The organism is Amaricoccus sp. B4 (assembly GCF_043226085.1).
In the GTDB taxonomy this organism is placed as follows: Bacteria; Pseudomonadota; Alphaproteobacteria; order Rhodobacterales; family Rhodobacteraceae; genus Amaricoccus.
Window position 1 is genome coordinate 3,787,326 of record NZ_CP171225.1, and the last position, 25,214, is coordinate 3,812,539.

Below are 25,214 nucleotides of genomic sequence, written 5' to 3' on the forward strand. Positions count from 1 at the left end.
CCGGTCGGGCATCAGAGGGGCCATGACGGGACAGCATACGGAACTCAACGGCGCGGCTCTCGAGGCCCGCGCCTCGGGCGCGCTCTGGTGGCCGGAGGAGCGGCTCCTCTGCGTCTCGGACCTGCATCTGGGCAAGTCCGAGCGCCTCGCGCGCCGCGGCGGCGCGCTCCTGCCGCCCTACGAGACCGCCGAGACGCTCGCCCGGCTGGGCGACGAGATCTCCCGGCTCGATCCGGCGCTGGTCATCTGTCTCGGCGACAGCTTCGACGATTCGGATTGCGCGCTGGCGCTCACCGCCCGCGAGGCCGACCGGCTCACGGCGCTGATGGCGGGGCGGGAGTGGATCTGGATCGAGGGCAACCATGATCCCGGCCCGATCGCCCTCGGCGGCACTCATCTCGCCGAGCTCAGCTTCGGCCCGCTCACCTTCCGCCACGAGGCCGCGGCCGGGGCCGCGCCGGGCGAGATCTCCGGCCATTACCACCCGAAGATCCGGCTTGCCGCGGGGGGAGGGCTCGTGCGGGCCTGCTTTCTCGTCGATGCCGCCCGCATGATCCTCCCCGCCTTCGGCGCCTATACCGGCGGGCTCTGGTGCGACCATCCCGCCCTGGCCGGGCTCTTCGCGCCGGATGCCCGGGCCATTCTCACCGGCGCCCCCTGCCTCACCCTGCCGCTTGCGGCGCTCCGCAACAGGACGAAGACATGACCGAACCGCGCAATCCCGATTTCGAGGCCCATATCCGCGAGAGCTTTGCCCGCCAGGGGATGATGGAGCTGCTCAGGGCCGAGCTTCTCGAGGTCGAGCATGGCAGGATCGTGATCGCCGCGCCGATCCGGCCCGAAGTGACGCAGCAGAACGGATATTCCCATGCGGGTCTTGCCTGGTCGATCGGCGACAGCGCCTGCGGCTATGCCGCCCAGAGCGTGATGGATGCCGGCCGCGACGTGCTGTCGGTCGAGCTGAAGATCAACATGCTTGCCCCGGGCCGCGGCGAGCGTCTCGTGGCCGAGGGCCGTGTGGTCCGTTCGGGCCGCACGCTCGTGGTGATCGCGGGCGATGTCCATGCCGAGGAGGGCGGGCGGCGCACCCATATCGCGACGATCCTCGGGACGATGATCGCGACGGGAGGCTGAAGCCGTCCGCTCCGGCGTTCCGGAGCCGGGCGATGACATTCGGGTGAACTCCGGCCTCTTGTGCGTTGCGGTAGAATGAATAAAATTGCTGCAGTGCAATTGAGGCATGTGCAGAGAGATCCATCATGAAAGTCGGTCAGAAGCTCCCCGAGGTGGTGTTCCACACCCGTGTCCGCGACGCGTCCATCGCGGGCCCCAACCCGTTCCGCTGGGAGGAAAAGACCACCTCCGACTATTTCGCCGGCAAGCGGGCGATCCTCTTCGCGCTTCCCGGCGCCTTCACACCGACGTGCTCGACCTATCAGCTGCCGGGGTTCGAAGACAATTTCGCGGCATTCCAGGCGCTCGGAATCGACACGATCTACGTGCTGTCGGTCAACGATTCCTTCGTGATGAACAAATGGGCCGAAGCGCAGGGTATCAAGAATATCAAGGTGATCCCGGATGGCTCGGGAGAATTCACCCGCCGCATGGGCATGCTGGTGCGCAAGGACAACCTTGGCTTCGGACTTCGGTCCTGGCGCTATGCCGCGATCGTCAACGACGGTGTGATCGAGGGCTGGTTCGAAGAGCCGGGCCTTTGCGACAACCACGGCGAGGATCCCTATGGCGAGAGCTCGCCGGAAAACCTGCTGTCCTGGCTGAAGGGCGAGAAGGCCGCCGCCTGATCTCCGGGGCACCGCGGCGTCCGGCCGATATTGCTGTGCAATGTCCTGCGACCGCCCCGGCATGTCGGGGCGGTTTGTCTCCAGAGCGTGGTGCGACGCAATATGGTCGTGGCGGGCAATGGGGCGGTGGTTTGCCCGGCCCGTACGCGCATCATGGGCATCCGGTCACGATAACGTCTTGACCTCGGTTCACGGGAAATCTAAGGAGGCCGGGCAATTGGCGAGTTGGCGGAGTGGTGACGCAGCGGATTGCAAATCCGTGTACACCGGTTCGATTCCGGTACTCGCCTCCAATATTTCCAAGCACTCGAGTCACCTCGCTTGGTCCTCCCCTATTATCTGAAACGGCTGCAGAGACCTTCAGTCCCGGTCTTGTTCCGTTTCACCTTGTCTCCTGCCTTTGGTGCTCGTTTCGCCAGATGCCGTCGGCTGCGCGTCCCGCCGTAATTTCTCAGCTTCCATCGTGGGTAGTGATCCCCTGAGGCGGCCTCAGGTCGGGCTCACAGGTCCTGTTCAGCCTTGCCCTGAGTGCAGGATAGTCTTCCGGATCTGGTTGTACATCAGGTCAAGACGGCCAGGCACATCGCGCAGCGGCTTGCCGTATAGGGCATCGTCCGCGGGTCGGAGGAGTTCGAGGCGCTGCCTTTCCCCGAGAAATGGAGGCCCTTCCAGCAGGTGCGATGCGGCCTGGCGGGACCCGGCCGCATCGCCTGCGCGGACCCGGCGGCGCAACCTCCGGAGCAGGATGCGGCGGCGCCATTTCCGGCGCAACCCGGAGACGGGAACCCGATCCCGAAGGGTCAGCGCCACGACGAGCATGGCTGAGAGGCTCGAGAGGAGCCACAGAGGCCAACTTGTGGCCGGGAGGCTTCGCCAGCCAGATGCGCCGTTATCGGCAAAACTGGCGTAACCGATGGAGGCCATCGGAAGCGTGGCCGTTTCGGGCGTACGGCTGCCGGTATCGAACCAGGGGATCGTCACCGATGGAATAACGCCGGGTTCGCCTGTGACGGGGCGCAGTTTCCAGGTCCAGACCACGGTGGACACGGGGCCCTCCGGGGTGACCTGAAAGTTCCGTTCCTCGGGCGGCGCGAAGCTGATGAGCCAGGGCTGCCGCAGGCTGGGCTGCTGTGGCATCATCTCGGGGGTCGCCCCGAACCCGCGCAGCACCACCCGGCGGGTCGCGCTCTGGCCGTCCGCCAGTCGGGCGGGATCGGTGTCCCAACTGTCGGAGATTTCAAGCGCGCGGAGAGGCAGCCAGTGCTGCGCCGCGTCGGCAGGTCGTGGACGCACCGTCAGGGCAACCGGCTCGGACCGGACGATGACGGTCTTCCGTTTGCCCGCCGCCCCGATGACTTCCAGCGTATGGGCGATGGGGAGAATTTCGAGATGGCCCGACCTGCGGGGATAGAAGGCGAGGCGCCGCTCGAAGACCCGTGCGGCCCGCCCCTCGACGCGCGCGTCGATCCAGCTGTCGAGCCCGAGCCGCACCCAGTCGAAATCCGTCATGGGGCGCAGTTTCACCTCCTCACGGGCGATGGTCTGCCGGTAGGTGCCGCGCAGGGTGGCAAGGACCATTTCCCCTTCGAGTGGGGCGACGGCGCGAGGGTCGAGGATGAGTTCCAGCCGCAGGGCGTCCCGGTCCTGCGCGAGCGCTGAACCGGCCATGAAGAGGAGGAGAAGCAGGGTTCTCACCACTGGTCCGGTTCCTCCTTGTGGGCCTCGCCTTCGGCACGGCGGCGCTCCATCTCGGCGGCCAGCCTGGCTTTCAGGTATGCGCCTGGCGTGTCTTCCAGAGAGTCGATCCATGCCGTGTCGGCGGCGGCGGTGCGATCCCCGGTGACGGGGCGCCTGTTGGACTCGCGCTGTGGATCGACTTCCGTCTGCACGATTCTCTGCTCCGGAGCGTCGGGATCGAAGGCCACGGCCCTTATGCCTGCCTCGGCAAGGATTGCCTCGATGCGGCCGTGGCCCATGGCCTCTCCGACAACGGGCGGGACCAGCGCCTTGACCGTGTCCCGGTTGTGGCGCGCTTCGGTGTCATAGCGGTTGGCAAACAGCACGGCGTCGAAATAGGCGACCGAGAGCGCATATTCGCCGGTTGCCGCCAGGGTGAGGCCGCGGTCATAGGTGGCGCTGCGGCCGACGGCGGCGAACCCGGCGTCGGCTTCGGCATAGCGGCCCGCGGCGTAGAGTGCGGCCGCCCGCGCCGAGGGATCGCTGACAAGCGGCACGGCGAGGGAGGGGAAGCCTGCCTGCCATGCGAGCTTGCCCCAGGCTTGCGGTCCGGCGGCAAGCGCGCAGGCCGTCGCCGCGATGGCGATGAGACGGGCCCTCATGTCTGCCTCCGCCGGAACAGCAATGCCAGGGGAAGGAGCGCCAGCGCGGCAAGCCACGGTCCGAGGTCTCGGTACTCCAGGGCGCGCAGGTCCGCTTCCTGCTGCTGCGGCTTGCGCCGTGCCGAGAGCAGCGTGCCGATCGAGGCGAGATCGGAGGCGCTCGCCATCTCTCCGCCACCCGCCTCGACCACTGCCTGCAGGCTTTCTGCCATTGCCGCAGGCAGGCCATAGGGTGGCGCGTCCTGCGGAACGAAGATGCCCGAGATCCGGATCCCGTCTGCCGCCATCTGGCGGGCGACGTCAGCGGCGACCGGCCCCATGCCGCCGCCATCGGAGACCAGCACCACATCGGGGGCCACCGACGCGGCATCTGCAAGGACACGGCGGGCCATCATCAGGGCCCGGTCCGGACGGCTGCCCCCGACCGGCATGGTTTCGCTGTCCGTCACGGCGATCATGCCTTGCAGCGCCGCCGGATCGTCGGTGGGAATGCTGGCGAGGAAACTCTCCCCGGCATAGACGATCAGGCCGGCGGGACGGGCAGCGCCGATGTCGATCAGCCGCGACACGGCTGCCTGTGCGTCATCCAGGCCGCCCCCCCTGGTCATGGAGGGTGAGAGGTCGAAGAGGATCATCAGCGCGTCGCGATTGCGCAGAAGAGGTGCATGATGGTCGCGGTTCGCGGGGCCCGCCAGCCCGGCACAGAGCAGCGCGAGGGCCAGCGCCATCAGCCAGGGATCGGGGCCTGAGCGTGGCGGGGTGACATGACCCCGGAGGCGCATTGCCTCGAGAAGATCGGGATCGACCACGGCACGCCATTCCGCCATGCCATCCGCCCGTCGCGCCACCAGTGCCGCGGCGACCGGGGCAAGGGGCAGCCCCAGCAGCCAGAGCGGCCTCAGCAGGATGAATTCGGGGAGTGTCATACCCTCTCCTTCGCGTGCAGCGCCAGGGAGAGGCCGAGGCCTGCTGCTGCCAGGCCCGCGAACCACGGCCAGTAGAAGCGCCACGTCCGGACCGGGGGCATGTCCGCAAGGCTCGGCTCCAGCCTGTCGATGGCGCTGGTGACGCGCTCGAGGTCTTCCGTCGATCTGACGCGAAAGGTCTCGCCTCCTGCAGCCTCGGCGATGCGCCGCAGGGTTTCGCTGTCGACGGCATCCCGTGCCTTCGGGTCATCGGCCAGATCTGCAGGCCCCAGTGCGATGGTGTAGACCCTCATCCCGAGGTCCTGCGCCGCCTGCGCCGCAGCCACCGGATCAACCGCCCCCGTGGTATCCTGCCCGTCGGAGAGCAGGATGATGATACGGCTCTCCGCATCGCGCCCCCGGAGACGGCGGATGGCGAGGCCCAGCCCGTCGGCGATGGCCGTCGCCTTGCCGGATATGCCGATCTGAAGGGTTCCGATGGCCTGCGCCACGGCAGAGACATCATGGGTCGGGGCGGCCGCGACATAGGCGCGGTCCCCGAACACCACCAGCCCGACGCGGTCCCCGGTGCGCCCGCGGACGAACTGGGCTGCCACGGACTGGACAGCGGCAAGGCGTGAGGCGGTCTGGCCATCCAGCACGAAATCCTCCCGCTCCATCGACCCGGACAGGTCCAGCGCCAGCACGATGTCCCGTCCGGATGCGGGCACCACGTCCAGCGCGCGTTCCTGCCGGGGGCCGGTCAGTGCCGTGACCAGCGCGATCCAGGCGCAGGCAAGGACGATCAGGCGCGCGTGGCGACGGACTGGCAGTGAGGCGGTCGGTCGGAAGGCGGCGGCCAGCGCCGGTGGCAGGCTCAGCGCGCCACTGGCAAATCTGCGCGGTGGAAGGATGCGAAGCAGCAGGAGTGGCAGGGGCAGCAGGCAGAAGGCCCAGGGTGCGGCAAAGCTCATCGGCCGCGCCTCCGGGCCGCTGCAAGGATGGCCGCTTCAAGCACGATCGGATCGGCAGGGGCGTCCGGATCATAAAGAGCCATCCGCATCTGCGGCGGGATGTCTTCGCCCAGTTCGCGCAAGAGGAGCGCCAAACCGGCCACGCGTTCTTGAGGAGCAAGACCGCTCAAGGCGGCGATCCGGGCGCGAGTCTGATGAATGGCATGGGGGCGGGGCCGGGTCAGGCCGCGCAACATGATGGACAGGAGCAATCCGCCCAACAGACCCAGCGCGATGACGGCCAGTGCATCCTGAAGGCCGAAGCGGGCGAAATCCTCCGGCACGCGCACCGGCGCCAAGCGCGACACGAGGTCTTCCGGCGTCATGCCGAGAGGTCCTCCGGTTGGCCCGAGCGCACGATCCGGAATGAAATCGCGTGTTCCGACAACAGTGCCGCCGTCCGGGATGCGCCGAAGCGCCCGCGTGACAGCGCGCGGCCAATGCGCGCGCTGAAATGCCCGGACGGCGGCGCCGTCTCCACGGCGTCCTGCACGAGAAGGACTTCGAACGGATTGCGTCGCGCCAGTGTTGTCACGATCGGTACAAAGCCGTCACCGGGCGCGTCCAGCCCGGTGGCCAGCAGGATTGCCGTGCCGGAGGCGATGCGCGCGGCGATTTCCGGCAACATGTCGGTCAGGGGGCGCGGGTCTCCCTCCGGCTCTGTCATGACCTCGGCGTGTGTGCGGGCCAGGGTGGCCGCAATCTCCAGCATCGCCGCCTCGCGCGGGCGCGCGGGCCGCCACTCCAGGCCACCGTCGCGCAGGATCGCGAGGCCGCACCGTCCGCCGGAGCGGACGCAACGCCAGCCTTCGAGCGCCGCGGATTCCGCGGCCGCAACGGAGCGGAACCGTCGCTTCGTGCCCCAGAGCATGGAGGATCGCATGTCGACGACGAGCAGCAGGCTGCGCTCCACTTCCTCGTGCCGGCGGCGCAGCTGCGGCCGCCCGCTGCGCGCCGTGGCGGCAGGGTCCATCCGGCGCTGGTCATCCCCGTCCACGAAGGGCCGGAGGTCGTAGAGGTCGCCGCCTTCTCCCCGGCGCGGCCCGGAGAGGCCCGCAACCTGCCCCCGCGCGAGGCCCTCATGCGACATGGGCGTCGCGGCGGAGGCGAGTGCCACCAGGCGGTTCAGCGAAAGGACGGCTCCCGAGATCGCGCCGTTCATCAGAGCGGCTCCACGACGGAGAGGATCTCGGCCATGATGCCGCGTGACGTCTCGCCGGCAGCCTCTGCACGCCAGGTCGGCGCCATGCGGTGGCAGAGTACGTCGGGGGCAAGCGCCTTCACGTCTTCCGGCACCGCGTAGTCGCGGCCGTTCAGCCAGGCCCGGGCCCGCGCCGCCGCGGCGAGCGACAGCGTCCCGCGCGGGCTGACCGCGTGGCGGATCCGGTCGGTCACGGCCAGCCCGTTGCCCGCCCGCCGCGTCATCATTACCAGCGCGACGATGTAGCGCCTGAGCGCGGGGGAGAGGTGAACCTGCACCACCTCTTCCTTCATCGCTGCAAGGGTCGACTGCGCGAGGCTCGGACCCGTCTGACCCGCATGGGCGCGCAATTCGCCCTCCACCAGATCGAGGATTGCAAGTTCTGTCGCTTCATCCGGCAGATCGAGCAGGACGTGGAACAGGAAACGGTCCAGCTGTGCTTCCGGCAACGGGAACGTGCCTTCCTGCTCCAGCGGGTTCTGGGTCGCCACGACCATGAACGGCTCAGGCAAAGGGCGCGCCATGGTGCCACTGGTCACCTGTTTCTCCGCCATGGCTTCCAGCAAGGCGGATTGAACCTTCGGAGGCGCGCGGTTGATCTCGTCGACCAGGACGAGTGAGTGAAAGACAGGACCGTGCAGAAACTCCATCGTCCCGCTGTCCTGCCGCCAGACCTGTGTTCCCGTTACGTCCGAGGGCATCAGGTCGGGTGTGCACTGGATACGGGCAAAGCTGCCCTCCACGGCGTCGGACAGCCGCCTGACGGATCGCGTCTTGGCAAGCCCCGGCGGACCTTCGATCAGCACGTGCCCGCCGGTCAGCAGGCTGATCACCAGCCGTTCGACAAGAACGGACTGGCCGATCAGCCCGTCTTCCATGCGGCGTATCAGCGTCTGCGCGGCTTCCGCCAACGGTCCGGCAGGTGCAAGATCTTCCATGCGTTTCTCCCGATCATCTTGCTGCATGAAGCCACGCCGGGGCGCTTCGACAAAGCCTTTCACGAGAAAACCGGAAACGTCGGGCAATTTGCCCGAGACAGACCGGCGGGTTTCCCCGATCCTCGGAGCCCGGACGTTCGGGGAGGAGCTGTGATGAGTCTCAGGCTGCGACTGGTTCTGACGCTCTGGCTGGTGGCGCTGGCCGCGGGGGCCATCACCATCGGTCTTGCCGCTGCGGGGGCCTACGAGACCGCCGATCTCATGACACGCAACACGTTGACGCGGGCAGGCTACGTTCTCGAACGCAACTACCACATGGAGCCACGCGCGGGCGAACCGCTCTATGCCGAGATGACGTCGATCAAGCTTCTGGGCCTGATGGCTCCGGGCACCTGCATCCGGTTCGAGCAGCGCCGGATCACGGAACGGCGCATGTGCGCCAGCTGGCAGGTCTTCGGACCCGTTGCACCCGAGAAGTTCCGCAAGGCGGTCACGCGCATCTTCGGCGAACCGGCGCGGGTAACCGGCGCAGGCAGCGCGTCGCAGGACGGCGTCTACGGGATCGAGGTGAGTTTCGACCCCGTTGCCGCCGCGACACTTGCCTGGCAACGGGTTCGGTTGGCGCTCTGGCAGACGCTGGGAATGGCCGCGGGGGTGCTCTTGCTTGGAACCATCGCGATCTATTCGCGGCTGGAGCCGGTGAGCGGCATTGTCCGGGGGCTTGACCGGCTCAGCAAGGGCGACCTCGACACGCGTGTCACGGCCTCCGGCGCGCCGGAATTCCGTCTTGTCGCCGAAGCGGTCAACCGGCTCGCGCAGCAGCTCAGGACCAGCACCGAAGCGCGTCGAAACCTGACGCGCCGCCTGATCGAGGTCGAGGACGTTGAACGCCGACAGCTGGCCCGCGACCTGCATGACGAGTTCGGCCAGATGCTGACCGCGACCGCGGCACTTGCGGCATCGATCCGTCTGACCGCGCCGCCCGAGAGCCCGGCGCTGGCCCGAGATGCCGATGCCATCGGGGCCAATATCCGTGCGATGATGAGCTGTCTGCGTGGTGCGTTTGCCCGGTTGCGCCCGCCCGACCTCGACGAGGTGGGGCTTGTCGCGAGCCTGCGCGGCATGTTGTCCGGCTGGCAGGCCCAGAGCAACGCCCGTCTGACGCTGGACAGCACGCTGGACGAAGACGGCATGAGTGGCGCGGTGTTGCTGGACCTCTACCGCATCGTGCAGGAATGCGTGACGAATGCCATGCGGCACGGAACGCCGTCGCAGGTCGCGGTATCGCTCCATCCCGACGGTGACGGGATCGCGCTGACCGTCGAGGATGATGGCGGCGGGCGGGCGGACGGCGGCGCGCCGGGCCACGGCCTTCTTGGCATGTCGGAACGGACGGAGGCCATGGGCGGAACGCTGCGTTTGCAGAACACGGGCCGGGGCGTTCGTATCCGGGTGACGCTGCCCGACGCGAGGGGGCGCTGCGCGGCATGAAGGAGTTCAGCGTCATCATCGTCGACGACCATCCGGTCGTGCGCGAAGGCTACCGCCGATTGATCGACCTGCAACCCGGGCTGAAGATCGTCGGAGAGGCGGAGGACGCCCGAACCGCCTATGCTCAGTTTCGTGCCCTGAAGCCCGATGTTGTGGTCATGGACGTCACGCTGCCCGGTGCGAGCGGCATCGAAGCTGTCCGCCACATCCGGCAGTATGACGACAGCGCCAGGATCGTCGTCTTCACGATGCACCTGAGCGCAGCCTTTGCGCTGAAGGCCATCAAGGCGGGCGCGACGAGCTATATCACCAAATGCAGCGATCCGAAGACCCTGATCGAGGCGATATTCGGCGCGTTGCAGGGGCGGACGGTGATCTCTCCCGACGTGATCGAGGCGATTGCCCGCGATCGCGTATCGGGCATGCGTAGCGGCCTCGCGGACCTCAGCCCGCGCCAGACCGAGATCCTCTGTCTGCTCGCCCGCGGCTGGCCAGCCGAGCGGGTCGCGGAGGAACTGGCGATCAGCCAGAAGACGGTTCGCAACAACCACTACCAGATCAAGAGCATACTCGGGCTGGAAACGGACGCTCAGCTGGTCTGGTTCGCACTTGAAACCGGCCTCCTGCAGGCCGTCTGAGCGGGGCTGGTCTACCCCCTGACAGGTGGTCCTCCTTGAGGTCGGCTTTCGAGCTGGCTGGAGGACATGGAAAGAAACCGCTACCGGAGCGCTATCCAGGTTCGTCCGGTTTGCGCTCAGCATCCGACGAGATCGCATATCGTCGCATCTTGTCATTCAGGGTGCGTCGCGGAAGCCCGAGGGTCTCTGCCGCGCGCAGGGTGTTGCCTGCATGGGCATCCAGAACCGCAGAAATCTCGCGGGCTTCGAACTCGGCGACGCGATCGGCAAGTGTCATCGGGGCCGACAGGGGCGCGCCTGTGCCTTCAAACTCGACCAGCCCAAGCGCAAAGGCCTCGGCACTTGACTTCAACTCGCGCACATTGCCGCTCCAGGCCTGACGCTTGAGTTTCTGCGACAGCGTCCAGGGCAGTTCCGGGGCCGAGCGGCCATAGCGGCGCGCGGCGAGCTGCGCGTAATGGGCAAAGATCAGGGGGATATCCTCGCCCGCTTCGCGCAGTGTCGGCGTCGTCAGCTCTGCCCCGGCCAGCCGAAAGAAGAGATCCGGGCGGAAGGTGTCGAGCAGGCGCAGGTTGGCTTTCGTCGTCGCTATCACCCGGACATCCAGACGCCGTGCGACCGTGTCCCCCATGCGCTCGAAACTGCGCTCCTGCAGGACCCGCAACAGCTTGGCCTGAATGGCCATCGGCATCGTTTCGACCTCATCGAGCATCAGTGTGCCGCCATGAGCCGCTTCCAGCTTGCCTGCACGGCCCTCGGCATCGTGCGCCAGGGCGCCCGCACCGTGACCGAACAGGATCGTTTCCGCCATGGTTTCCGGCAGGGCCGCGCAATTGAGCGCCACAAACGGGCCGTCTGACCGGGTGCTCGCGGCATGGATGGCACGGGCGGCGAGCTCCTTGCCCGTTCCCGTCTCGCCGGTGATGAGCACATCAAGATCGACCGAGGCCAAAACCGAAATGCGCTTGCGAAATTGCTGCATGGCGCGGGACCGCCCGAGGATGTTGCTGTCGGCACGCTCGGCGAGCACCTGTTGCAGGCGTTCGACCTCGTTCCGCGCGGCTTGGGCCTCCAGGGTGCGGCGGACCACCGCCAGGAGATGTGCGGAGTCGTAAGGTTTTTCCAGGAAGTCTTCGGCGCCTGCGCGAATGGCTTCCACCGCGTGGCCGACATCACCGTTGCCTGTCAGCAGCACGACGGGCACGCCATGCCGCTGCGCCCGAAGCTGTTTGAGAAAGGCAATGCCGTCCATGCCGGGCATGCGCAGATCGCTGATGACAAGATCCGGCTGCTCCGTCATCGCCGCCAACGCGGCACCCGCGGTGTCGAATGTCTGCACGCCATATCCCGAGGCGTCGATCAGATCGGCAAGCGCCGACAGATGATCGTCATCGTCATCGACAATGAAGATTCTGGCGCTCATGCGGCCTCTGCTCCCTTGGCAGTGGCCAGAGGCACGGTAGCGGTGACCCGGGTGCCATGACCGAGATCAGAGCTGATTTCGAGGCTGCCATGGAAATCAGACAGGATCGCCTTGCAGATCGCAAGGCCGAGACCGAGGCTTTCGCCGGTCACCTTGGTCGAAAAGAAGGGCTCCGTGACATCGGGCAGGTCCGTCTCGGGGATGCCTTTGCCTGTGTCCGCCACGCACAACCGCGCCTGACCGTCCTCGGCCGTCAAGGTGACGGTGATCTGTGCTTCGGGCAAGTCGGCCACGGCATCGAGCGCGTTCAGAAGGAGGTTGGCCACGACCTGTTCGATCCTGACGACGCCGGCCATCACCTCGATCTTGCCGTCCGGCGCATGAAAGACCGGAATCACGCCGATGGCGCGCGCCCGAGGGGCGACCAATTCAAGCGCCGATGCAACGGGAGTCCTGAGGTCGATCAGAGACCGTTCCGCCACGTCCTTGCGCGCAAAGCTCTTGAGATGCTTCGTCGTGCGCTGCATGCGACGGATCAACGTGCGCGCCTTGCCCAGCCGGGTTGCCGTGGCCGCATCGTTCTTGTCCAACCCCAGTTCCGCCGCCGACAAGGTCGCCTCCATGGCAGCGAGTGGCTGGCTGATCTCATGCACGATCGCCGCGGACATGCGGCCGAGGGCGGCCATCTTCTCGGTATGCACCAAGGCTTCCTGTGTGGCGCGCAGATCGATTTCCACCTGGGTGCGCGCCTCCACTTCCCGCCCCAGATCGGCTGTGCGGGCGCGGACCATCGCTTCCAGGTTTTCGGACTGTGACAGGCGCAGCGCAATGATCTGTCGGCGCTGGTCCCAGGCCTTGAACGTGGCGACCAGCGCCAGTGTCGCAAACGCAGCCAGCACCGCCGCACCGAAAGACAAGAGCTGCAGCCCGGCTGTGGAACGGGCGGCAATCACTTGCCAACCGGTGGACGGCATTGTGGAAATCCGTCCGATCCACCCGTCGCCTGCTGCGTCGTCCTGCGTTAGCGTTCCGGTGAGAAGCGGGTCTGTCGCAGCCAGATCGGCGCCCTTGTAGGCGCGGGTGGCCTCCAGTTCTGAAAGCACATTGGAATCCAGCCGCGTCAGCGCATGGTATTCCCAATCGGGCCGCGCCGACAGGAAGACGACGCCATGCTCATCGGCGAGGGCAACGTCGGCGTCCGCCGTGCGCCAGATGGTCTGCAGGGGGCGCAGATCCAGTTTGACGACCAGCACACCGAGCACACCGTCCGCGTCGATCCGTCTCGACAGGAAATATCCCGGCACGCCGGTTGTCACGCCAATGCCATAGAACTGGCCTTGGCCCTGGTCCAGGGCCTGCTTGAAATAGGGCCTGAAGCCATAGTTTTGCCCGACAAAGCTTCCCGGGCGGTTCCAGTTCGACGCCGCGATCGTATCGCCCTGCGCGTCGAGCAGAAACAGGTCCCCTGCCTGCGCATGGACCGCGACCGTTTCCAGATAGCGGTTGGCTTCCTGCAACGCACCGGTTCCGGCCAGCGCACTGCGCACGCGTTCGTCTTCTGCCGCGATAGCGGGGAGCGAGCTCAGGCGCTCCACCTCAGCCTCAACGGCGCGTTCGGTCAGAAGCAGGGTCTGGTCCAGCTGCTGGCGTGCCGTGCCCAGGGCGAGGTGCTGCGCGACACCCCAGACCAGCACGCCAACGAGCCCTGCGAGAAGAAGCGGCCGGACCAGGGTCATGACCTCAGCCGTCCAAAGCGCTCTGCGCCCACGCCGGACCGCCGGGCAAGTCCTTTTCCCGACGGGCCTGGGCCCAGTTCATCCAGAGCAGGACGGCGACCAGCACGAAGCCGGCAGCCTCGACCGCCAGGTTCGGCCAGAACATCGCCACCACACCCGGAAGAAGCAACACCCGCATCCAGATCGCCATGGGGCGCCAGAGGAAACCTTCGAGCAACGCTGCGAAGGCCACGAGCCCGAGGATGGCAAGCGCGCCCCCCCACAACACCAGCGGCAATGGACCGCCAAGGATGATCTCTTCGTTGAACACCATGAACAGCGGGATCAGATAAAGGCCCTTGGCGTATTTCCATGCCTGAACGCTCGTCTCCATCGGCTTCGATCCGGCAATCGCGGCGCCGGCAAAGCCCGCGAGCGCCACGGGTGGTGTCACGTTGCTGTCCTGAGAATACCAGAACACCACCAGATGTGCGATCAAAAGCGGGATGCCGAATTGTTCGGTCAGCGCCGGACCCACAAGGATTATCAGCACGATATAGGCCGCTGTCACCGGCAAGCCCATGCCAAGCACGAGGCTTGCCAGCAAGACGAGGATCAACGCCAGAACGATGTTGCCCCCGGAGAATGCGATCATCATGGCCGAGAACTTCAGCCCCAGACCCGTGAGGCCCACGACGCCCACGATGATCCCGGCCACGGCACAGGCCACGGACACCGCGACCGCATTGCGTGCCCCGAGCTCGAGCGCCTCGAGGGTCAGAGCGATACCGCGCTTGCACAGGGAAACGAAACCCGAAACGGTCGGCCCGGAGGCGGCGAATGTCCAAAGCGCCCGCGCCGACGCCGCCGCGATGATCGACAAGATCGCGTAGAAGCCCACCCGCATCGGGGAATACCCCGCGACCAGCAAGGCGACCAGCACGACGAGCGGCAACAGGAAATGCCAGCCTTCGGCCAGAACCTCGCGTGTGTTGGGCAGGTCTTCTGCAGCAAGACCGGTCATACCCTGCTTGACGGCCGCGATATGGACCAGAAGGTAGACCGTGCCGAAATACAGCACAGCCGGAAAGATCGAGATCAGAACGATATCGACGTAAGGCACGCGGGTGAATTCGCTCATCAGGAACGCACCGGCCCCCATCAATGGCGGCATGATCTGCCCGCCCGTGGAGGCTGCGGCTTCGATCCCGCCCGCCTGTGCCGGGCGGTATCCCAGCTTTTTCATCAAGGGGATGGTAAATGCCCCGGTTGTCACCACGTTGGCGATGGCCGACCCGGAAATCGACCCCATGCCCGCACTGGCGATCACGGCGGCCTTGGCAGGCCCACCGCGCTGCTTGCCTGCAGCGGCATAGGCCAGATCAATGAAGAACTTTCCCGCGCCGGTGACTTCCAGAAACGCGCCGAACAGGACGAAGATGAAGACAAAGGTGGCGGCGACCCCCAGGGGGATACCGAAGATGCCTTCGGCCCCAAGGGTCATCTGGCTGGCCAGCCGGTCCAGCGAATAGCCACGGTGGTTCAGGATGCCTGGCATCCAGTCGGCGAGGAAAGGCAGTTCCCCCCGGTTGCCTGCGAAGGCATAGACAAGGAAGAACACGCCGATCAGGGTCATGCCAAGGCCAACGGCGCGCCGTGCGGCTTCCAGCACGACGATGATGGTCGCGACCCCCATGGCAACGTCGATGGGCCGCGGGAATACCTGGTTGGCGATGATGTCGATATTCAACGGCACCCAGGCGCCAGCCCCGATACTCATCACGATCAAGGCACCGTCGATGATCCATCCCACCGTGCCGCGCGCACGATCGCGCCCGAAGGCGGGGTAGATCAGGAAACAGAGAACCAGAACGAAGCCCAGGTGAATGGGTCTTTGGAAGAACAGCCCCAACGGCTGAACCCCCGCTGTGTAAAGCTGAAAGAGCGAGAGCGCGATCCCGATCACGGTAATGGCACGCGCAATCGCCCTTGGCTGCTCAATCGGGAGACGGGGTTCTTCGGTGGTCGAAGTCATCGGTCCTGAGTCCTTGTAAGAGCGATCCGCACCCTTTGGTGCGGCGCGACCGCGGACAGGGAGACAATGGTGTCTCCGACCTGCAAGCGGTGGTTTACGGGACCGGCACCGGGGCGCAGAATATAGGCATCACCCGGGACCGGCTCATTTATGTCGAGGATGAAGTAGCCGCCCTGTCCGTCCGACACCTGACGCCCGCGTCCGGGAATATGGTCCAGACCGGCCGCGAAATCAGGAAGATGCGCGTGAACCAGCACCATCCGGCCCGCCTGGTTCTCGTAGCAATCGGAAACGGGAAAGCCCTTGACCGAATGGTTCCAAAGCACGCACCACTCGCCTCCTTCGGGAACATCCAGACGGGCAATCTCGGTGCCGTCTTCGAGCGTGGCCGTCAGCGCATCCGCCCCCGCCAAGACCGGCAGCAGCAGCAGAACGAGAAGAGGGAGAGCTTTGCCTCCCCCTTCCCGGATCAGGCCGATCATGGACGGAGGCTGTCCGGAATGGTGGCGCCGACTTCTTCGTAATAGCGGATCGCGCCGGGGTGCAGCGGCACGGGCGTTGCAGACAGAGTAAAGTCCACCGTCGTCTCGCGCGCTGCGGGGTGAACCGCCTGCAATTCGTCAATGTTCTCGAACATTGCCTTGGTGATGGCGTAGGCCAAGTCATCCGACATTTCAGACGAGACCGTCAGCACGTTCGGAACACCCAGCACGGTGATGTCTTCGTCGACGCCATTGTAGCTGCCGCCCGGAAGGGTGGTTTTTGTAAAGGTCGCATCTTCCGCCATGGCGGCGTCCAGTTCCGCCTCGCTGAGCGCGATGACGACGATGTTCTGCGTTGTCGCAAGGTTCAGGATCGACGATGTGGGCGCACCGACGGACCAGAACCCTGCATCGATATCGCCGTTCGACAGCGCGTCAGCGGTTTCGTTGAAGTTCAGGCGCTGTTCTTCGATTTCATCGTAGCTGATGCCATTGGCCGCGAGGATCGCATTCGTGTTCACCTCGGTGCCCGAACCCGGTGCGCCGACGGACACGCGCTTGCCGCGCAGATCCTCCAGCGAGGCAATGCCAGAGCCTTCGAGCGCAACGATATGCACCATGTTGGCGTAGAGCGACGCCAGACTGCGGATCATCGGCAATTGCTGACCCTCGAAGCGACCCGTGCCGGAATAGGCCTGCGCAACCGTGTCGGCCAGGCCGATTGCCAGATCTGCATCGCCCCGCGCGATCAGGCCCATGTTCTCGACGGAAGCGCCGGTGACTTCGGCCGTGGCGGAATACCCGTCGATATGGTTGTTGATGATTTCGGCCAGACCGCCGCCGATCGGGTAGTACACGCCGCCGGTACCACCGGTCGCGATGGAAAGCAGGTTTTGCGCCATCGCCGGTGCGCCACAGGTCATGGCCACTGCAAAAGCGGTTCCAAGCAGGCCAAAAGACCTGCGGGTTACGGATTTGGTCATAATCGTCCTCCCATGTCGGGCAAGGTGCCCATAGCTTTCCCGTCTCTTCTCCGAGATGTCGGAAAAACCACGCCTCAAGATTACCCATTCTCGGGGAAACGTCGGCCATTATCTGACAAGGGCGTGAAGTTTCGTGGCAAGACATCGCCAGCCCGGAGGCAGATATCCGCCAAAAGGTCTCGGCCGCGACGGAAACAGCCTGCTCAAAGGAGAAGCGGCTCTACATGAAAGGGCGCTTCATTCGGACGGCCGGCGCACCGTGAGCGTTCGGTTGAAAGTGCATGTCACCATGCCGGTTGACCTGCTTCCGGGATTATCCTCGTTCAGGCATTCGTCGCGGAGGCGGCCGGCTTCAGATGCCGATGGCGTCGGCGGTGGTTTTCAGGAGCTCGGCGCTCGCGCGGAGGGCTTCGAGCTCGGCGGTGTTGAGGTCCGGCCGGATGGTGCTGATGATCCCCTCGCGCCCGACGACCCGCGGCACCGAGAGCGCGACGGGGCCGACGCCCGCGACTTCATCCGTGACGATCGAGAGCGTGAAGATCGCCTTTTCGTCGCTGGCAATGGCGGCGATGATGCGGGCGAGGCCGGCGCCGATGCCGAAATAGGTTGCGCCCTTGCCGTCGATGATGCGGTAGGCGGCGCGGCGGACGCCGGCGTCGATCTGATCGCGGACGGCCTGGGTGATCGGCGCGGAGACCTGGGCGGCAAAATCGGCCAGCGGCAGGGCGCCGACGCGGGCTCCGGACCAGGCGAGAACCTCGCTGTCGCCGTGCTCGCCGAGCACATGGGCATGCACCGAATGCGGCGTGATCTCGAGATGGCGGCTCAGGAGCGAGCGGAAGCGGGCGGTGTCGAGAATGGTGCCCGAGCCGATCACCCGGCCCGCCGGAAGCTTCGAGAGCCGGGTCGCGACATCGGTCATGATATCGACCGGATTGGAGGCAATGAGCAGGATCGCATTCGGCTCCACCGTGAGGATCTCGCCGATAACCTGCCGGAAAACCTCGGCATTTCGCCCGAGAAGCTCGAGGCGCGACTCGCCGGGCTTCTGCCCGACCCCGGCGGCGATGACGACAACCGATGCGCCCGCGAGGTCGCCGTAGCCGCCTGCGCGGACGATTGTGGCGGAGGCGAAGGGCATCGCGTGGGAGATGTCTTCGGCCTGGGCGACGGCGAGGGCCTCGTTGCGATCGACGAGCACGATCTCGCGGGCCGTGCCGCGCAGGCCGGCGGCGAAGGCCGCCGAGCTGCCCACCATTCCCGCGCCGACAACGCCGAGTTTCATGGCTTTTCCTTTCCTGATCTCATGCCGTGCCAAGGGCACGATAGGCCCGATGCCGCGCCGAGGGAAAGGCCGGAATCACGGCGTTCGGCGTGTCTGGAATCGATATGGAATCCGTATGGAATCCGTATGGCAAATATATGGCAGGCGCGGGGCCTCACCCCGGTGCGCTGACCGCCAGCACGAGGTTGCCGCGCTTGCGATGCGACCCGGCGATGCGGTGTGCCTCGGCGATCTGCTCGAGCGGGAGGACGCGGTCGATCACCACGCGGAAGGCACCCTCTTCCGCGATGCGCGCGAGGGTGGCGACATCCTCCGGGCGCTCGGCCGCCATGCCGGCGATGATGCGCTTGCCGCCGCGCGGCCGGGTGAGCATCTCGCCCAGGCCGCCCGCAATGGCGAGGTAGCGCCCGCCGGGCCGGAGGGTGTCGAGGCAGGCGGCAAAGCTGGTCGCCCCGGCGGCATCGGCGATGACGTCGTAGGCCGCCGCGGCGGCGAGCGGATCGGTCTCGGCGTAATCGAGGGCGTGATCGGCGCCGAGGTCGCGGGTGAGCGCGAGGTTGCGGGCACTGCTGACCGCGGTGACCTCCGCGCCCGCGTGCTTCGCGAGCTGGACGAGGGCCGCGCCCACCGCGCCCGAGGCGCCGATGACCAGCACCCGTTCGCCCGCCGCGAGCTCGGCCTTGCGCAGGAAATGCAGCGCCGTGGTGCCGCCGAAACAGAGGCCGGCTGCCTCCTCGAAGGAAAGGCGCGCGGGCTTTGCCGTGAGCGGTCTGCGCTCGGAGATCGCGAGATATTCGGCGTGGGCCCCGAGCCGGGCGCCGGGAAAGGCGATGACGGCATCGCCCGGCGCGAAGCGCGTCGCCTGCGGGCCGCAGGCCGCGACGATGCCGGCGGCCTCGGTGCCGAAGACGGGCTGGCGCGGCCGGGAGAAGCCGAGGGCGAGCCGCATCGGGAGCTTCATCCCGCGGGGAACGTCGAGGCCGCGCATCCGCACGTCGGCCGCACTGACGGTTGTCGCGACGACCCGGATGAGCACCTCGTCCTTCGTCGGACGCGGCACCGGACGCTCTTCGATCCGCACCAGATCGGGTGCGCCCCAGGCAGTGACGACGGCGGCTTTCATGGTCTCGGGCACGACTGTCATGCGCATCTCCCCCGGTTTCGCGCCCAGCCTATCGGCCGGGGCGTGACGCGGGCAAAGGGAATTGGACGTAGGGCCCTGTTCTCGCGACGAACGGCGGAGCCGGGGCCTTGACGTTGCGCCCGTGTGACGGTCGCGGCCCATGCGATTCCTTGCAAGGGCGTGCGTGGCGGCGTTACTTCAAGGCCCGATTTCCGGTCACCGGCCCTGACTCTATCCATGGGAGACTACACCATGTGCCTTGCCTGCCCTGCGCCTTCCAGCCCTGCAGCCCTTGCCCATTCCTGCCTTTGCGGGGCGCCCGGGACGCGCGCGGCGATGCGCCGTATCGAGGCCGATATCTCCCGCCGTCAGATGCTGGGCGGGATGTCGGCAGTGGTCGGCATGTTCGCAGGCTTCGGGCTCGCGCCGCGCGAGCTGCGCGCCCAGACGCCGGGGCGTCCGGTCCTGCTCACGAACCTGCGGCTTTTCGATGGCGAGACGCTGTCGATCCGCACGGGCGTCGATATCCTCGTCGAGGACGGCCGCATCGCCGGTCTGCCGGCGCCGGGGCAGGGGCCCGAAGCGGCGGAGGTGATCGATTGCGGCGGCCGCACCGTCATTCCCGGTCTGATCGATGCGCACTGGCACGCGACGCTTGCCGGCATCAGTCAGATGGCCGCGATGACGCAGGACATCGGCTTCGTGCATCTGGTGGCGGGCCGCGAAGCAGGGGCGACAATCCAGCGCGGCTTCACCACGATCCGCGACGTGGGCGGCCCTGCTTTCGGGCTGAAGGCGGCCATTGACCGCGGGGTGGTCGAAGGACCGAGGATCTTCGCTTCAGGTGCCATGCTCTCGCAGACATCCGGGCATGGCGATTTTCGTATGATCAACGATCTGCCCGCGATGCCGTCCGATCCGCCGAGCTATGCGATGCGGGCAGGCGTCACTTCCCTCGCGGATGGCCGCGCCGAGGTCCTGCAGCGGGCGCGCGAACAGCTGATGAAGGGGGCGAGCCAGATCAAGATCATGGCGGGCGGCGGCGTCTCCTCTCCGCACGACCCGCTCGACTCGATCCAGTATACCGAGGACGAGATGCGGGCGGCTGTCGAGGCCGCCGCCGACTGGAACACCTATGTCTGCGCCCATGTCTACACGCCGGAGGGCATCAAGCGCTGCATCCGGGCAGGGGTGAAATGCATCGAGCATGGCCAGCTCGCCGATGAGGAATCGGTGCGGATGATGGCCGACACCGGGTCCTGGTGGTCGATCCAGCCGTTTCTCGACGACGAGGATGCCACCCAGTACAGCGACCCCGCGGCTGTGGCGGCATTGGCGACCGTCACCCAGGGCACGCTGCGGGCCTTCGAGCTTGCGCAAACATATGACGTCAACTGGGCCTTCGGCACCGATGTGCTCTTTTCTGGCGCCGAGAGTCAGGGGCGGCAGCTCGCGAAGCTCACGCGCTTCATGCCGCCGCTCGAGGCGCTGCACCGGGCGACCGGTGCGGCCGGGCAGCTTCTGGCGCTCTCGGGGCCGCGTACGACCTATGACGGCCCGCTTGGCGTGATCCGGGAGGGGGCCTTCGCCGATCTCCTGGTGGTCGACGGCGATCCCGAGGCTGGTCTCGACTGGCTGGACGACCCGGAAAACCTGCGGCTGATCATGAAGGGCGGGCGGTTCGTGAAACAGAGCCTCTGACGGCGCGCGCGCGATCCGGCCGCGAGGTTTGCCGAGCGGGGCAGTTTCAGCCGGCGGATTCTGCGGCGGATCCTGCCTCGAGGGCGATCAGGGTGCTGGTGGCGGGGCGGAGGCGGATGTCGCGCCCCGGGCCGTAGTCGGGGCTGGCATACCGTTCCTTCAGCGCCGCCATGGTCGGAAACTCGATGATGACCATGCGGACGGGCATCCCGTCCTCGTCCGTCATGCCTCGAATTGGTGAAGAGGCCAGCCGAGCGACGCGGGCCGGGCAAAGCGGGAAACGGGACCGGGGCGGTGGACGACAGGCCGGCGTGCAAACAAAAAAAGGCGGGCCTTTATGGCCCGCCTCCGGTGTTCCGGTTTTCCGCCCGGTCAGAGCGAGTAGTACATCAGGTATTCGACCGGGTGCGGCGTGTGCTCGAACATGTAGACTTCCTGCCACTTGAGCGCCATGTAGCCCTCGATCTGGTCCTTCGTGAACACATCGCCCGCGAGCAGGAACTCGTGGTCGACGGCCAGGGTCTCGAGCGCTTCACGCAGGCTGCCGCAGACGGTCGGGATCTCGGCGAGTTCCTCGGGGGGAAGATCGTAGAGGTCCTTGTCGGAGGCTTCGCCCGGATCGATCTTGTTCTTGATGCCGTCGATGCCCGCCATGAGCAGCGCGGCGAAGGCGAGGTAGGGGTTGGCGCAGGGGTCCGGGAAGCGGGCCTCGACGCGCTTGGCCTTCGGGCTGTCGGTCCACGGGATACGCACGCAGCCCGAGCGGTTGGAGGCGGAGTAGGCGCGGAGCACCGGAGCCTCGAAGCCCGGGATCAGGCGCTTGTAGCTGTTCGTGGTCGGGTTGGTGAAGGCGTTGAGCGTCTTCGCGTGCTTCAGCAGGCCGCCGATGAAGTAGAGCGCCTCATCGGAGAGGTCGGCATACTTGTCGCCGGCGAAGAGCGGTTTGCCGTCCTTCCAGATCGACATGTTGACGTGCATGCCCGAGCCGTTGTCGCCGTAGTAGGGCTTCGGCATGAAGGTCGCGGTCTTGCCATAGGCATGGGCGACCTGCTGCACGACATACTTGTACTTCAGGATGTTGTCGGCCTGCTCGGTGAGCGTGCCGAAGATGAGGCCGAGCTCGTGCTGGGGCGAGGCCACCTCGTGGTGGTGCTTGTCGACCTTGAGGCCCATGCGCTTCATGGTCGAGAGCATCTCGGAGCGGATGTCCTGGGCCGCGTCCACGGGGGGGAGCGGGAAGTAGCCGCCCTTGACGCCCGGGCGGTGACCCATGTTGCCCATCTCGTATTCGGTGTCGGTGTTCCAGGACGCATCCATCGCGTCGATCTCGAAGCTCACCTTGTTCATCTTGTTCGCAACCTGGACGTTGTCGAACAGGAAGAATTCGGCTTCGGGGCCGAAGTAGCTCACGTCGCCGACGCCGGAGGACTTGAGGTAGGCCTCGGCCTTCTGCGCTGTGCCGCGGGGGTCACGGCTGTAGGGCTGGCCGGTGTCGGGCTCGACGACAGAGCAGTGCAGGCAGAGCGTCTTCTCGGCGAAGAACGGGTCTACATAGGCCGAGGCCGGGTCCGGCATCAGCTTCATGTCGGATTCCTCGATCGACTTCCATCCGGCGATGGAGGAGCCGTCGAACATGAAGCCCTCTTCGATGAATTCCTCGTCGACCAGATCGGACATGACCGTGACGTGCTGCACCTTGCCCTTCGGGTCGGTGAAGCGGAGATCCACGTAGGGAATCTCCTCGTCCTTGAGAAGTTTCATGACGGAGGAAATGTCGCTCATCTGACTTCCTTGAGTTTGCTAGTTGTTGTGGCGCGAGGGCGCACGCGGCGCGCGCCCCGCTTGTCCCGGTCCGCTGCGCCTCAGAGGGCGTCGCTGCCTTCTTCGCCGGTGCGGATGCGGATTGCCTGTTCGACAGGGTAGACGAAGATCTTGCCGTCACCGATCTTGCCGGTCTTGGCAGCGGAAATGATCGCCTCGATCGCCGTCTCCACGAGTTCATCGGGGAGGACGACCTCGATCTTCACCTTGGGAAGGAAATCCACGACGTATTCGGCACCGCGGTAAAGTTCCGTATGGCCCTTCTGGCGGCCAAATCCCTTTGCCTCGATGACGCTCAGGCCCTGGATGCCGACCTCCTGTAGTGCCTCTTTCACCTCATCGAGCTTGAACGGCTTGATGATGGCTTCGATTTTCTTCATGCCGAGGGGCCCCCTGACCGTGTGTTCTAGGCGATACATGCTCTTGGCTGCGCCACGAGAAAGCAATTTGCATGGGCGAGTTCAATGCAGTGCGCGGTGGCGTTCGTCTCGTTGGCTCAAGAATTAACTCCCATTGCCCAGACGTTGGGCATGTTGGGCAAAACTTGTGCGGAATTGCAAGTGGCGGGATGTCACGCGACGGGCACATTTTTCGCTCGCGCGCGGGAAAGGCCTCTGGTAGAGAGCGGCCTCGTTCAAGGCTCGCGGATCTCGGGGGCCAGAGGCCGCGGGCGTGGCGGAATTGGCAGACGCACCAGATTTAGGTTCTGGCGCCGAAAGGCGTGGGGGTTCAAGTCCCTCCGCCCGCACCAGAGACAGCGACGAGGATACATACTTATGCAGGTCACTCAGACCCTGAATGAAGGTTTGAAGCGGGGTTACTCCATTACCGTTCCTGCGGCCGAGCTCGAGGCCAAGGTCACGGAGAAGCTGGAGGAGGCCCGCAAGGACTTTCAGATGAAAGGCTTCCGCAAGGGCAAGGCTCCTGCGGCGCTGATGAAGAAGATGTTCGGCAAGTCGGTTCTCGGCGAGGCGATGCAGGAATCCATCGATGCGGCGATGCGCCAGCATTTCGAGGAAACCGGCGACCGCCCGGCGCTGCAGCCCGAAGTGAAGATGACGAACGACGAGTGGAAGGAAGGCGACGACATCGAGGTCTCGATGTCCTATGAGGCGCTTCCGGAAGTTCCCGAACTGGCATTTTCCGAGATCACGCTCGAGCGGCTCGTGGTCGAGCCGGACGAGGCATCGGTGCAGGAAGCGCTCGAGAGCCTCGCGAAGGGCGCCAAGGTCCATGAGGACAAGGGCGAGGGTGCCGAGGCCGCCGACGGCGACCAGGTCGTGCTCGACTTCAAGGGCTCGGTCGATGGCGAGCTGTTCGAGGGCGGCTCGGCGGAAGACTTCCCGCTCGTGCTCGGCTCGGGCAACTTCATCCCCGGTTTCGAGGAGCAGCTTCTCGGCGCGAAGGCCGGCGACGAGCGCGATGTCACCGTGACGTTCCCCGAGGAATACGGCGCGACGCACCTCGCGGGCAAGGAGGCGGTCTTCGCCTGCACCGTGAAGGAAGTGAAGGCGCCGAAGGATGCCGAGATCAACGACGATTTCGCGTCGCGCTTCGGGGCCGACACGCTCGAGACCCTCAAGGGCCAGATCGTCGAGCGGCTCAAGGCCGAATACAATCAGGCGAGCCGTGCCGTCATCAAGCGCCGCCTGCTCGATGCGCTGGACGGCAAGGTCGATTTCGAACTGCCGCCGACGCTCGTCGACGTGGAAGCCAAGCAGATCGCGCATCAGCTCTGGCACGAAGAGCATGCCGACCATCACGGCCACGATCATCCCGAGATCGAGCCGACCGAAGAGCACCTCGGCCTTGCCCGCCGCCGCGTGCGCCTCGGGCTGCTGCTTGCCGAGCTTGGCACCAAGAACAACATCGAGGTGACCGACCAGGAGATGCAGCAGGCGATCTTCGCGCAGGCGCGGCAGTATCCGGGCCAGGAACGCCAGTTCCTCGAGTTCGTCCGCGAGAACCCGCAGGCGCTGCAGCAGGTGCGCGCACCGCTCTTCGAGGACAAGGTCGTCGATTTCGTGCTCGAGCTGGCCCAGGTTTCCGACAAGACGGTGACCAAGGACGAGCTCCAGAAGGAGATCGAGGCGCTCGAGGACGACGCCGCTGTGCAGGAAAAGGAAGAGGCGACCGCCGAGTAAGGCGATCGACCCCAGAGATCTGCCCAGAGATCCGCACGGCCGCTCCGGAGGGGCGGCCGTGTCCGTTTCCGCAACCCTCGCGATGGGCTGTGATTCGTTGATTCAATCCATGATTGTGTCGCGCGTTGCATTCCGGCTGCGACCTTGGTCCCGAGGCGGCCGGGGGGAGAATGCG

The 25,214-nt window shown here is 66.1% G+C and carries 24 protein-coding genes and 2 tRNA genes; 9 read left to right on the forward strand and 17 right to left on the reverse strand.

All coding sequences use genetic code 11. From position 1 onward, the window contains the following. Positions 1-22 precede the first annotated feature (22 nt). The 4 genes from pdeM (at position 23) to ACF66B_RS18200 (ending at position 2,095) form a co-directional block, all read left to right on the forward strand. Positions 23-706, forward strand: a complete 684-nt coding sequence (gene pdeM, locus ACF66B_RS18185; RefSeq protein ID WP_111429586.1) for a ligase-associated DNA damage response endonuclease PdeM — start codon at positions 23-25, stop codon at positions 704-706. Then, positions 703-1,134 carry a PaaI family thioesterase gene (locus tag ACF66B_RS18190; RefSeq protein WP_111429585.1) on the forward strand — a complete coding sequence of 144 codons (432 nt, stop codon included), beginning with the start codon at positions 703-705 and terminating at the stop codon, positions 1,132-1,134. The genes pdeM and ACF66B_RS18190 overlap by 4 nt, the downstream gene beginning before the upstream one ends. 125 nt (positions 1,135-1,259) lie before the next feature. Further along, positions 1,260-1,802 (forward strand): peroxiredoxin, encoded by a 543-nt coding sequence (locus ACF66B_RS18195; protein ID WP_111429584.1) that lies wholly within the window; start codon positions 1,260-1,262, stop codon positions 1,800-1,802. 219 nt (positions 1,803-2,021) lie between these two features. Further along, positions 2,022-2,095: transfer RNA gene (locus ACF66B_RS18200), tRNA-Cys, on the forward strand. Between the two features lie 220 nt (positions 2,096-2,315). Here ACF66B_RS18200 and ACF66B_RS18205 read toward each other — a convergent pair. The 7 genes from ACF66B_RS18205 to ACF66B_RS18235 are packed head-to-tail and all read right to left on the reverse strand — an operon-like array spanning position 2,316 to position 8,198. Continuing rightward, the gene (locus tag ACF66B_RS18205; protein WP_392663519.1) at positions 2,316-3,497 is read right to left on the reverse strand and encodes a hypothetical protein; all 1,182 of its coding nucleotides are present in this window, start codon (positions 3,495-3,497) and stop codon (positions 2,316-2,318) included. Beyond that, positions 3,494-4,141, reverse strand: coding sequence for a hypothetical protein (locus tag ACF66B_RS18210; protein WP_111429582.1), 648 nt, complete (start codon positions 4,139-4,141; stop codon positions 3,494-3,496). Before ACF66B_RS18210 ends, ACF66B_RS18205 begins: the two co-directional genes overlap by 4 nt. Beyond that, complete coding sequence (locus ACF66B_RS18215; RefSeq protein ID WP_111429581.1) at positions 4,138-5,067, reverse strand: vWA domain-containing protein; 930 nt, start codon at positions 5,065-5,067, stop codon at positions 4,138-4,140. Before ACF66B_RS18215 ends, ACF66B_RS18210 begins: the two co-directional genes overlap by 4 nt. Further along, positions 5,064-6,020 carry a VWA domain-containing protein gene (locus ACF66B_RS18220; protein ID WP_111429580.1) on the reverse strand — a complete coding sequence of 319 codons (957 nt, stop codon included), beginning with the start codon at positions 6,018-6,020 and terminating at the stop codon, positions 5,064-5,066. Before ACF66B_RS18220 ends, ACF66B_RS18215 begins: the two co-directional genes overlap by 4 nt. Next, positions 6,017-6,385, reverse strand: a complete 369-nt coding sequence (locus ACF66B_RS18225) for a hypothetical protein (protein WP_111429579.1) — start codon at positions 6,383-6,385, stop codon at positions 6,017-6,019. The genes ACF66B_RS18220 and ACF66B_RS18225 overlap by 4 nt, the downstream gene beginning before the upstream one ends. After that, on the reverse strand, positions 6,382-7,221 hold the full coding sequence (locus ACF66B_RS18230; protein ID WP_392663524.1) for a DUF58 domain-containing protein: 840 nt from the start codon (positions 7,219-7,221) through the stop codon (positions 6,382-6,384). The genes ACF66B_RS18225 and ACF66B_RS18230 overlap by 4 nt, the downstream gene beginning before the upstream one ends. Next, positions 7,221-8,198: an AAA family ATPase gene (locus tag ACF66B_RS18235; RefSeq protein ID WP_111429577.1), complete on the reverse strand. Its 978-nt coding sequence runs from the start codon at positions 8,196-8,198 to the stop codon at positions 7,221-7,223. The genes ACF66B_RS18230 and ACF66B_RS18235 overlap by 1 nt, the downstream gene beginning before the upstream one ends. 153 nt (positions 8,199-8,351) lie before the next feature. On the opposite strand from ACF66B_RS18235, the gene ACF66B_RS18240 reads away from it, so the two are divergent. Then, a complete protein-coding gene (locus ACF66B_RS18240; protein ID WP_111429576.1) occupies positions 8,352-9,689 on the forward strand; it encodes an ATP-binding protein in 1,338 nt (445 codons plus the stop codon). Next, positions 9,686-10,327 (forward strand): response regulator transcription factor, encoded by a 642-nt coding sequence (locus tag ACF66B_RS18245; RefSeq protein ID WP_111429575.1) that lies wholly within the window; start codon positions 9,686-9,688, stop codon positions 10,325-10,327. Before ACF66B_RS18240 ends, ACF66B_RS18245 begins: the two co-directional genes overlap by 4 nt. A 91-nt stretch (positions 10,328-10,418) precedes the next feature. Here ACF66B_RS18245 and ACF66B_RS18250 read toward each other — a convergent pair whose 3' ends face one another. The 7 genes from ACF66B_RS18250 to ACF66B_RS18280 all read right to left on the reverse strand — a co-directional run bounded on the left by ACF66B_RS18250 (position 10,419) and on the right by ACF66B_RS18280 (position 19,394). Beyond that, entirely contained in the window at positions 10,419-11,750 is a 1,332-nt protein-coding gene (locus tag ACF66B_RS18250) for a sigma-54 dependent transcriptional regulator (protein ID WP_111429574.1), read from the reverse strand. Beyond that, positions 11,747-13,486, reverse strand: a complete 1,740-nt coding sequence (locus tag ACF66B_RS18255) for a sensor histidine kinase (protein ID WP_111429573.1) — start codon at positions 13,484-13,486, stop codon at positions 11,747-11,749. The genes ACF66B_RS18250 and ACF66B_RS18255 overlap by 4 nt, the downstream gene beginning before the upstream one ends. Positions 13,487-13,490: 4 nt before the next feature. After that, a complete protein-coding gene (locus ACF66B_RS18260) occupies positions 13,491-15,500 on the reverse strand; it encodes a TRAP transporter fused permease subunit (RefSeq protein ID WP_111429572.1) in 2,010 nt (669 codons plus the stop codon). Beyond that, a complete protein-coding gene (locus ACF66B_RS18265) occupies positions 15,497-15,982 on the reverse strand; it encodes a DUF1850 domain-containing protein (RefSeq protein ID WP_111429571.1) in 486 nt (161 codons plus the stop codon). Before ACF66B_RS18265 ends, ACF66B_RS18260 begins: the two co-directional genes overlap by 4 nt. Beyond that, the gene (locus tag ACF66B_RS18270) at positions 15,979-16,965 is read right to left on the reverse strand and encodes a TAXI family TRAP transporter solute-binding subunit (RefSeq protein ID WP_111429570.1); all 987 of its coding nucleotides are present in this window, start codon (positions 16,963-16,965) and stop codon (positions 15,979-15,981) included. The genes ACF66B_RS18265 and ACF66B_RS18270 overlap by 4 nt, the downstream gene beginning before the upstream one ends. 352 nt (positions 16,966-17,317) lie before the next feature. Beyond that, positions 17,318-18,250 (reverse strand): L-lactate dehydrogenase, encoded by a 933-nt coding sequence (locus tag ACF66B_RS18275; protein WP_111429569.1) that lies wholly within the window; start codon positions 18,248-18,250, stop codon positions 17,318-17,320. Between the two features lie 154 nt (positions 18,251-18,404). Continuing rightward, the gene (locus ACF66B_RS18280) at positions 18,405-19,394 is read right to left on the reverse strand and encodes an NAD(P)-dependent alcohol dehydrogenase (RefSeq protein ID WP_111429568.1); all 990 of its coding nucleotides are present in this window, start codon (positions 19,392-19,394) and stop codon (positions 18,405-18,407) included. A 315-nt stretch (positions 19,395-19,709) separates the two neighbouring features. On the opposite strand from ACF66B_RS18280, the gene ACF66B_RS18285 reads away from it, so the two are divergent. Continuing rightward, a complete protein-coding gene (locus tag ACF66B_RS18285; RefSeq protein WP_392663530.1) occupies positions 19,710-21,074 on the forward strand; it encodes an amidohydrolase family protein in 1,365 nt (454 codons plus the stop codon). 46 nt (positions 21,075-21,120) lie between these two features. Here the strand turns inward: ACF66B_RS18285 and ACF66B_RS18290 are convergent, their stop codons facing one another. From ACF66B_RS18290 to ACF66B_RS18300, 3 genes are all read right to left on the reverse strand, one after another. After that, entirely contained in the window at positions 21,121-21,300 is a 180-nt protein-coding gene (locus ACF66B_RS18290; RefSeq protein WP_111429566.1) for a DUF1330 domain-containing protein, read from the reverse strand. 146 nt (positions 21,301-21,446) lie between these two features. Then, on the reverse strand, positions 21,447-22,856 hold the full coding sequence (gene glnA, locus ACF66B_RS18295; protein WP_111429565.1) for a type I glutamate--ammonia ligase: 1,410 nt from the start codon (positions 22,854-22,856) through the stop codon (positions 21,447-21,449). An 80-nt stretch (positions 22,857-22,936) separates the two neighbouring features. Continuing rightward, positions 22,937-23,275, reverse strand: coding sequence for a P-II family nitrogen regulator (locus ACF66B_RS18300; protein WP_111429564.1), 339 nt, complete (start codon positions 23,273-23,275; stop codon positions 22,937-22,939). A gap of 286 nt (positions 23,276-23,561) precedes the next feature. On the opposite strand from ACF66B_RS18300, the gene ACF66B_RS18305 reads away from it, so the two are divergent. Together ACF66B_RS18305 and tig are read left to right on the forward strand one after the other, a co-directional pair. Continuing rightward, positions 23,562-23,646: transfer RNA gene (locus ACF66B_RS18305), tRNA-Leu, on the forward strand. Between the two features lie 25 nt (positions 23,647-23,671). Beyond that, complete coding sequence (gene tig, locus ACF66B_RS18310; protein ID WP_111429563.1) at positions 23,672-25,039, forward strand: trigger factor; 1,368 nt, start codon at positions 23,672-23,674, stop codon at positions 25,037-25,039. Positions 25,040-25,214 lie beyond the last annotated feature (175 nt).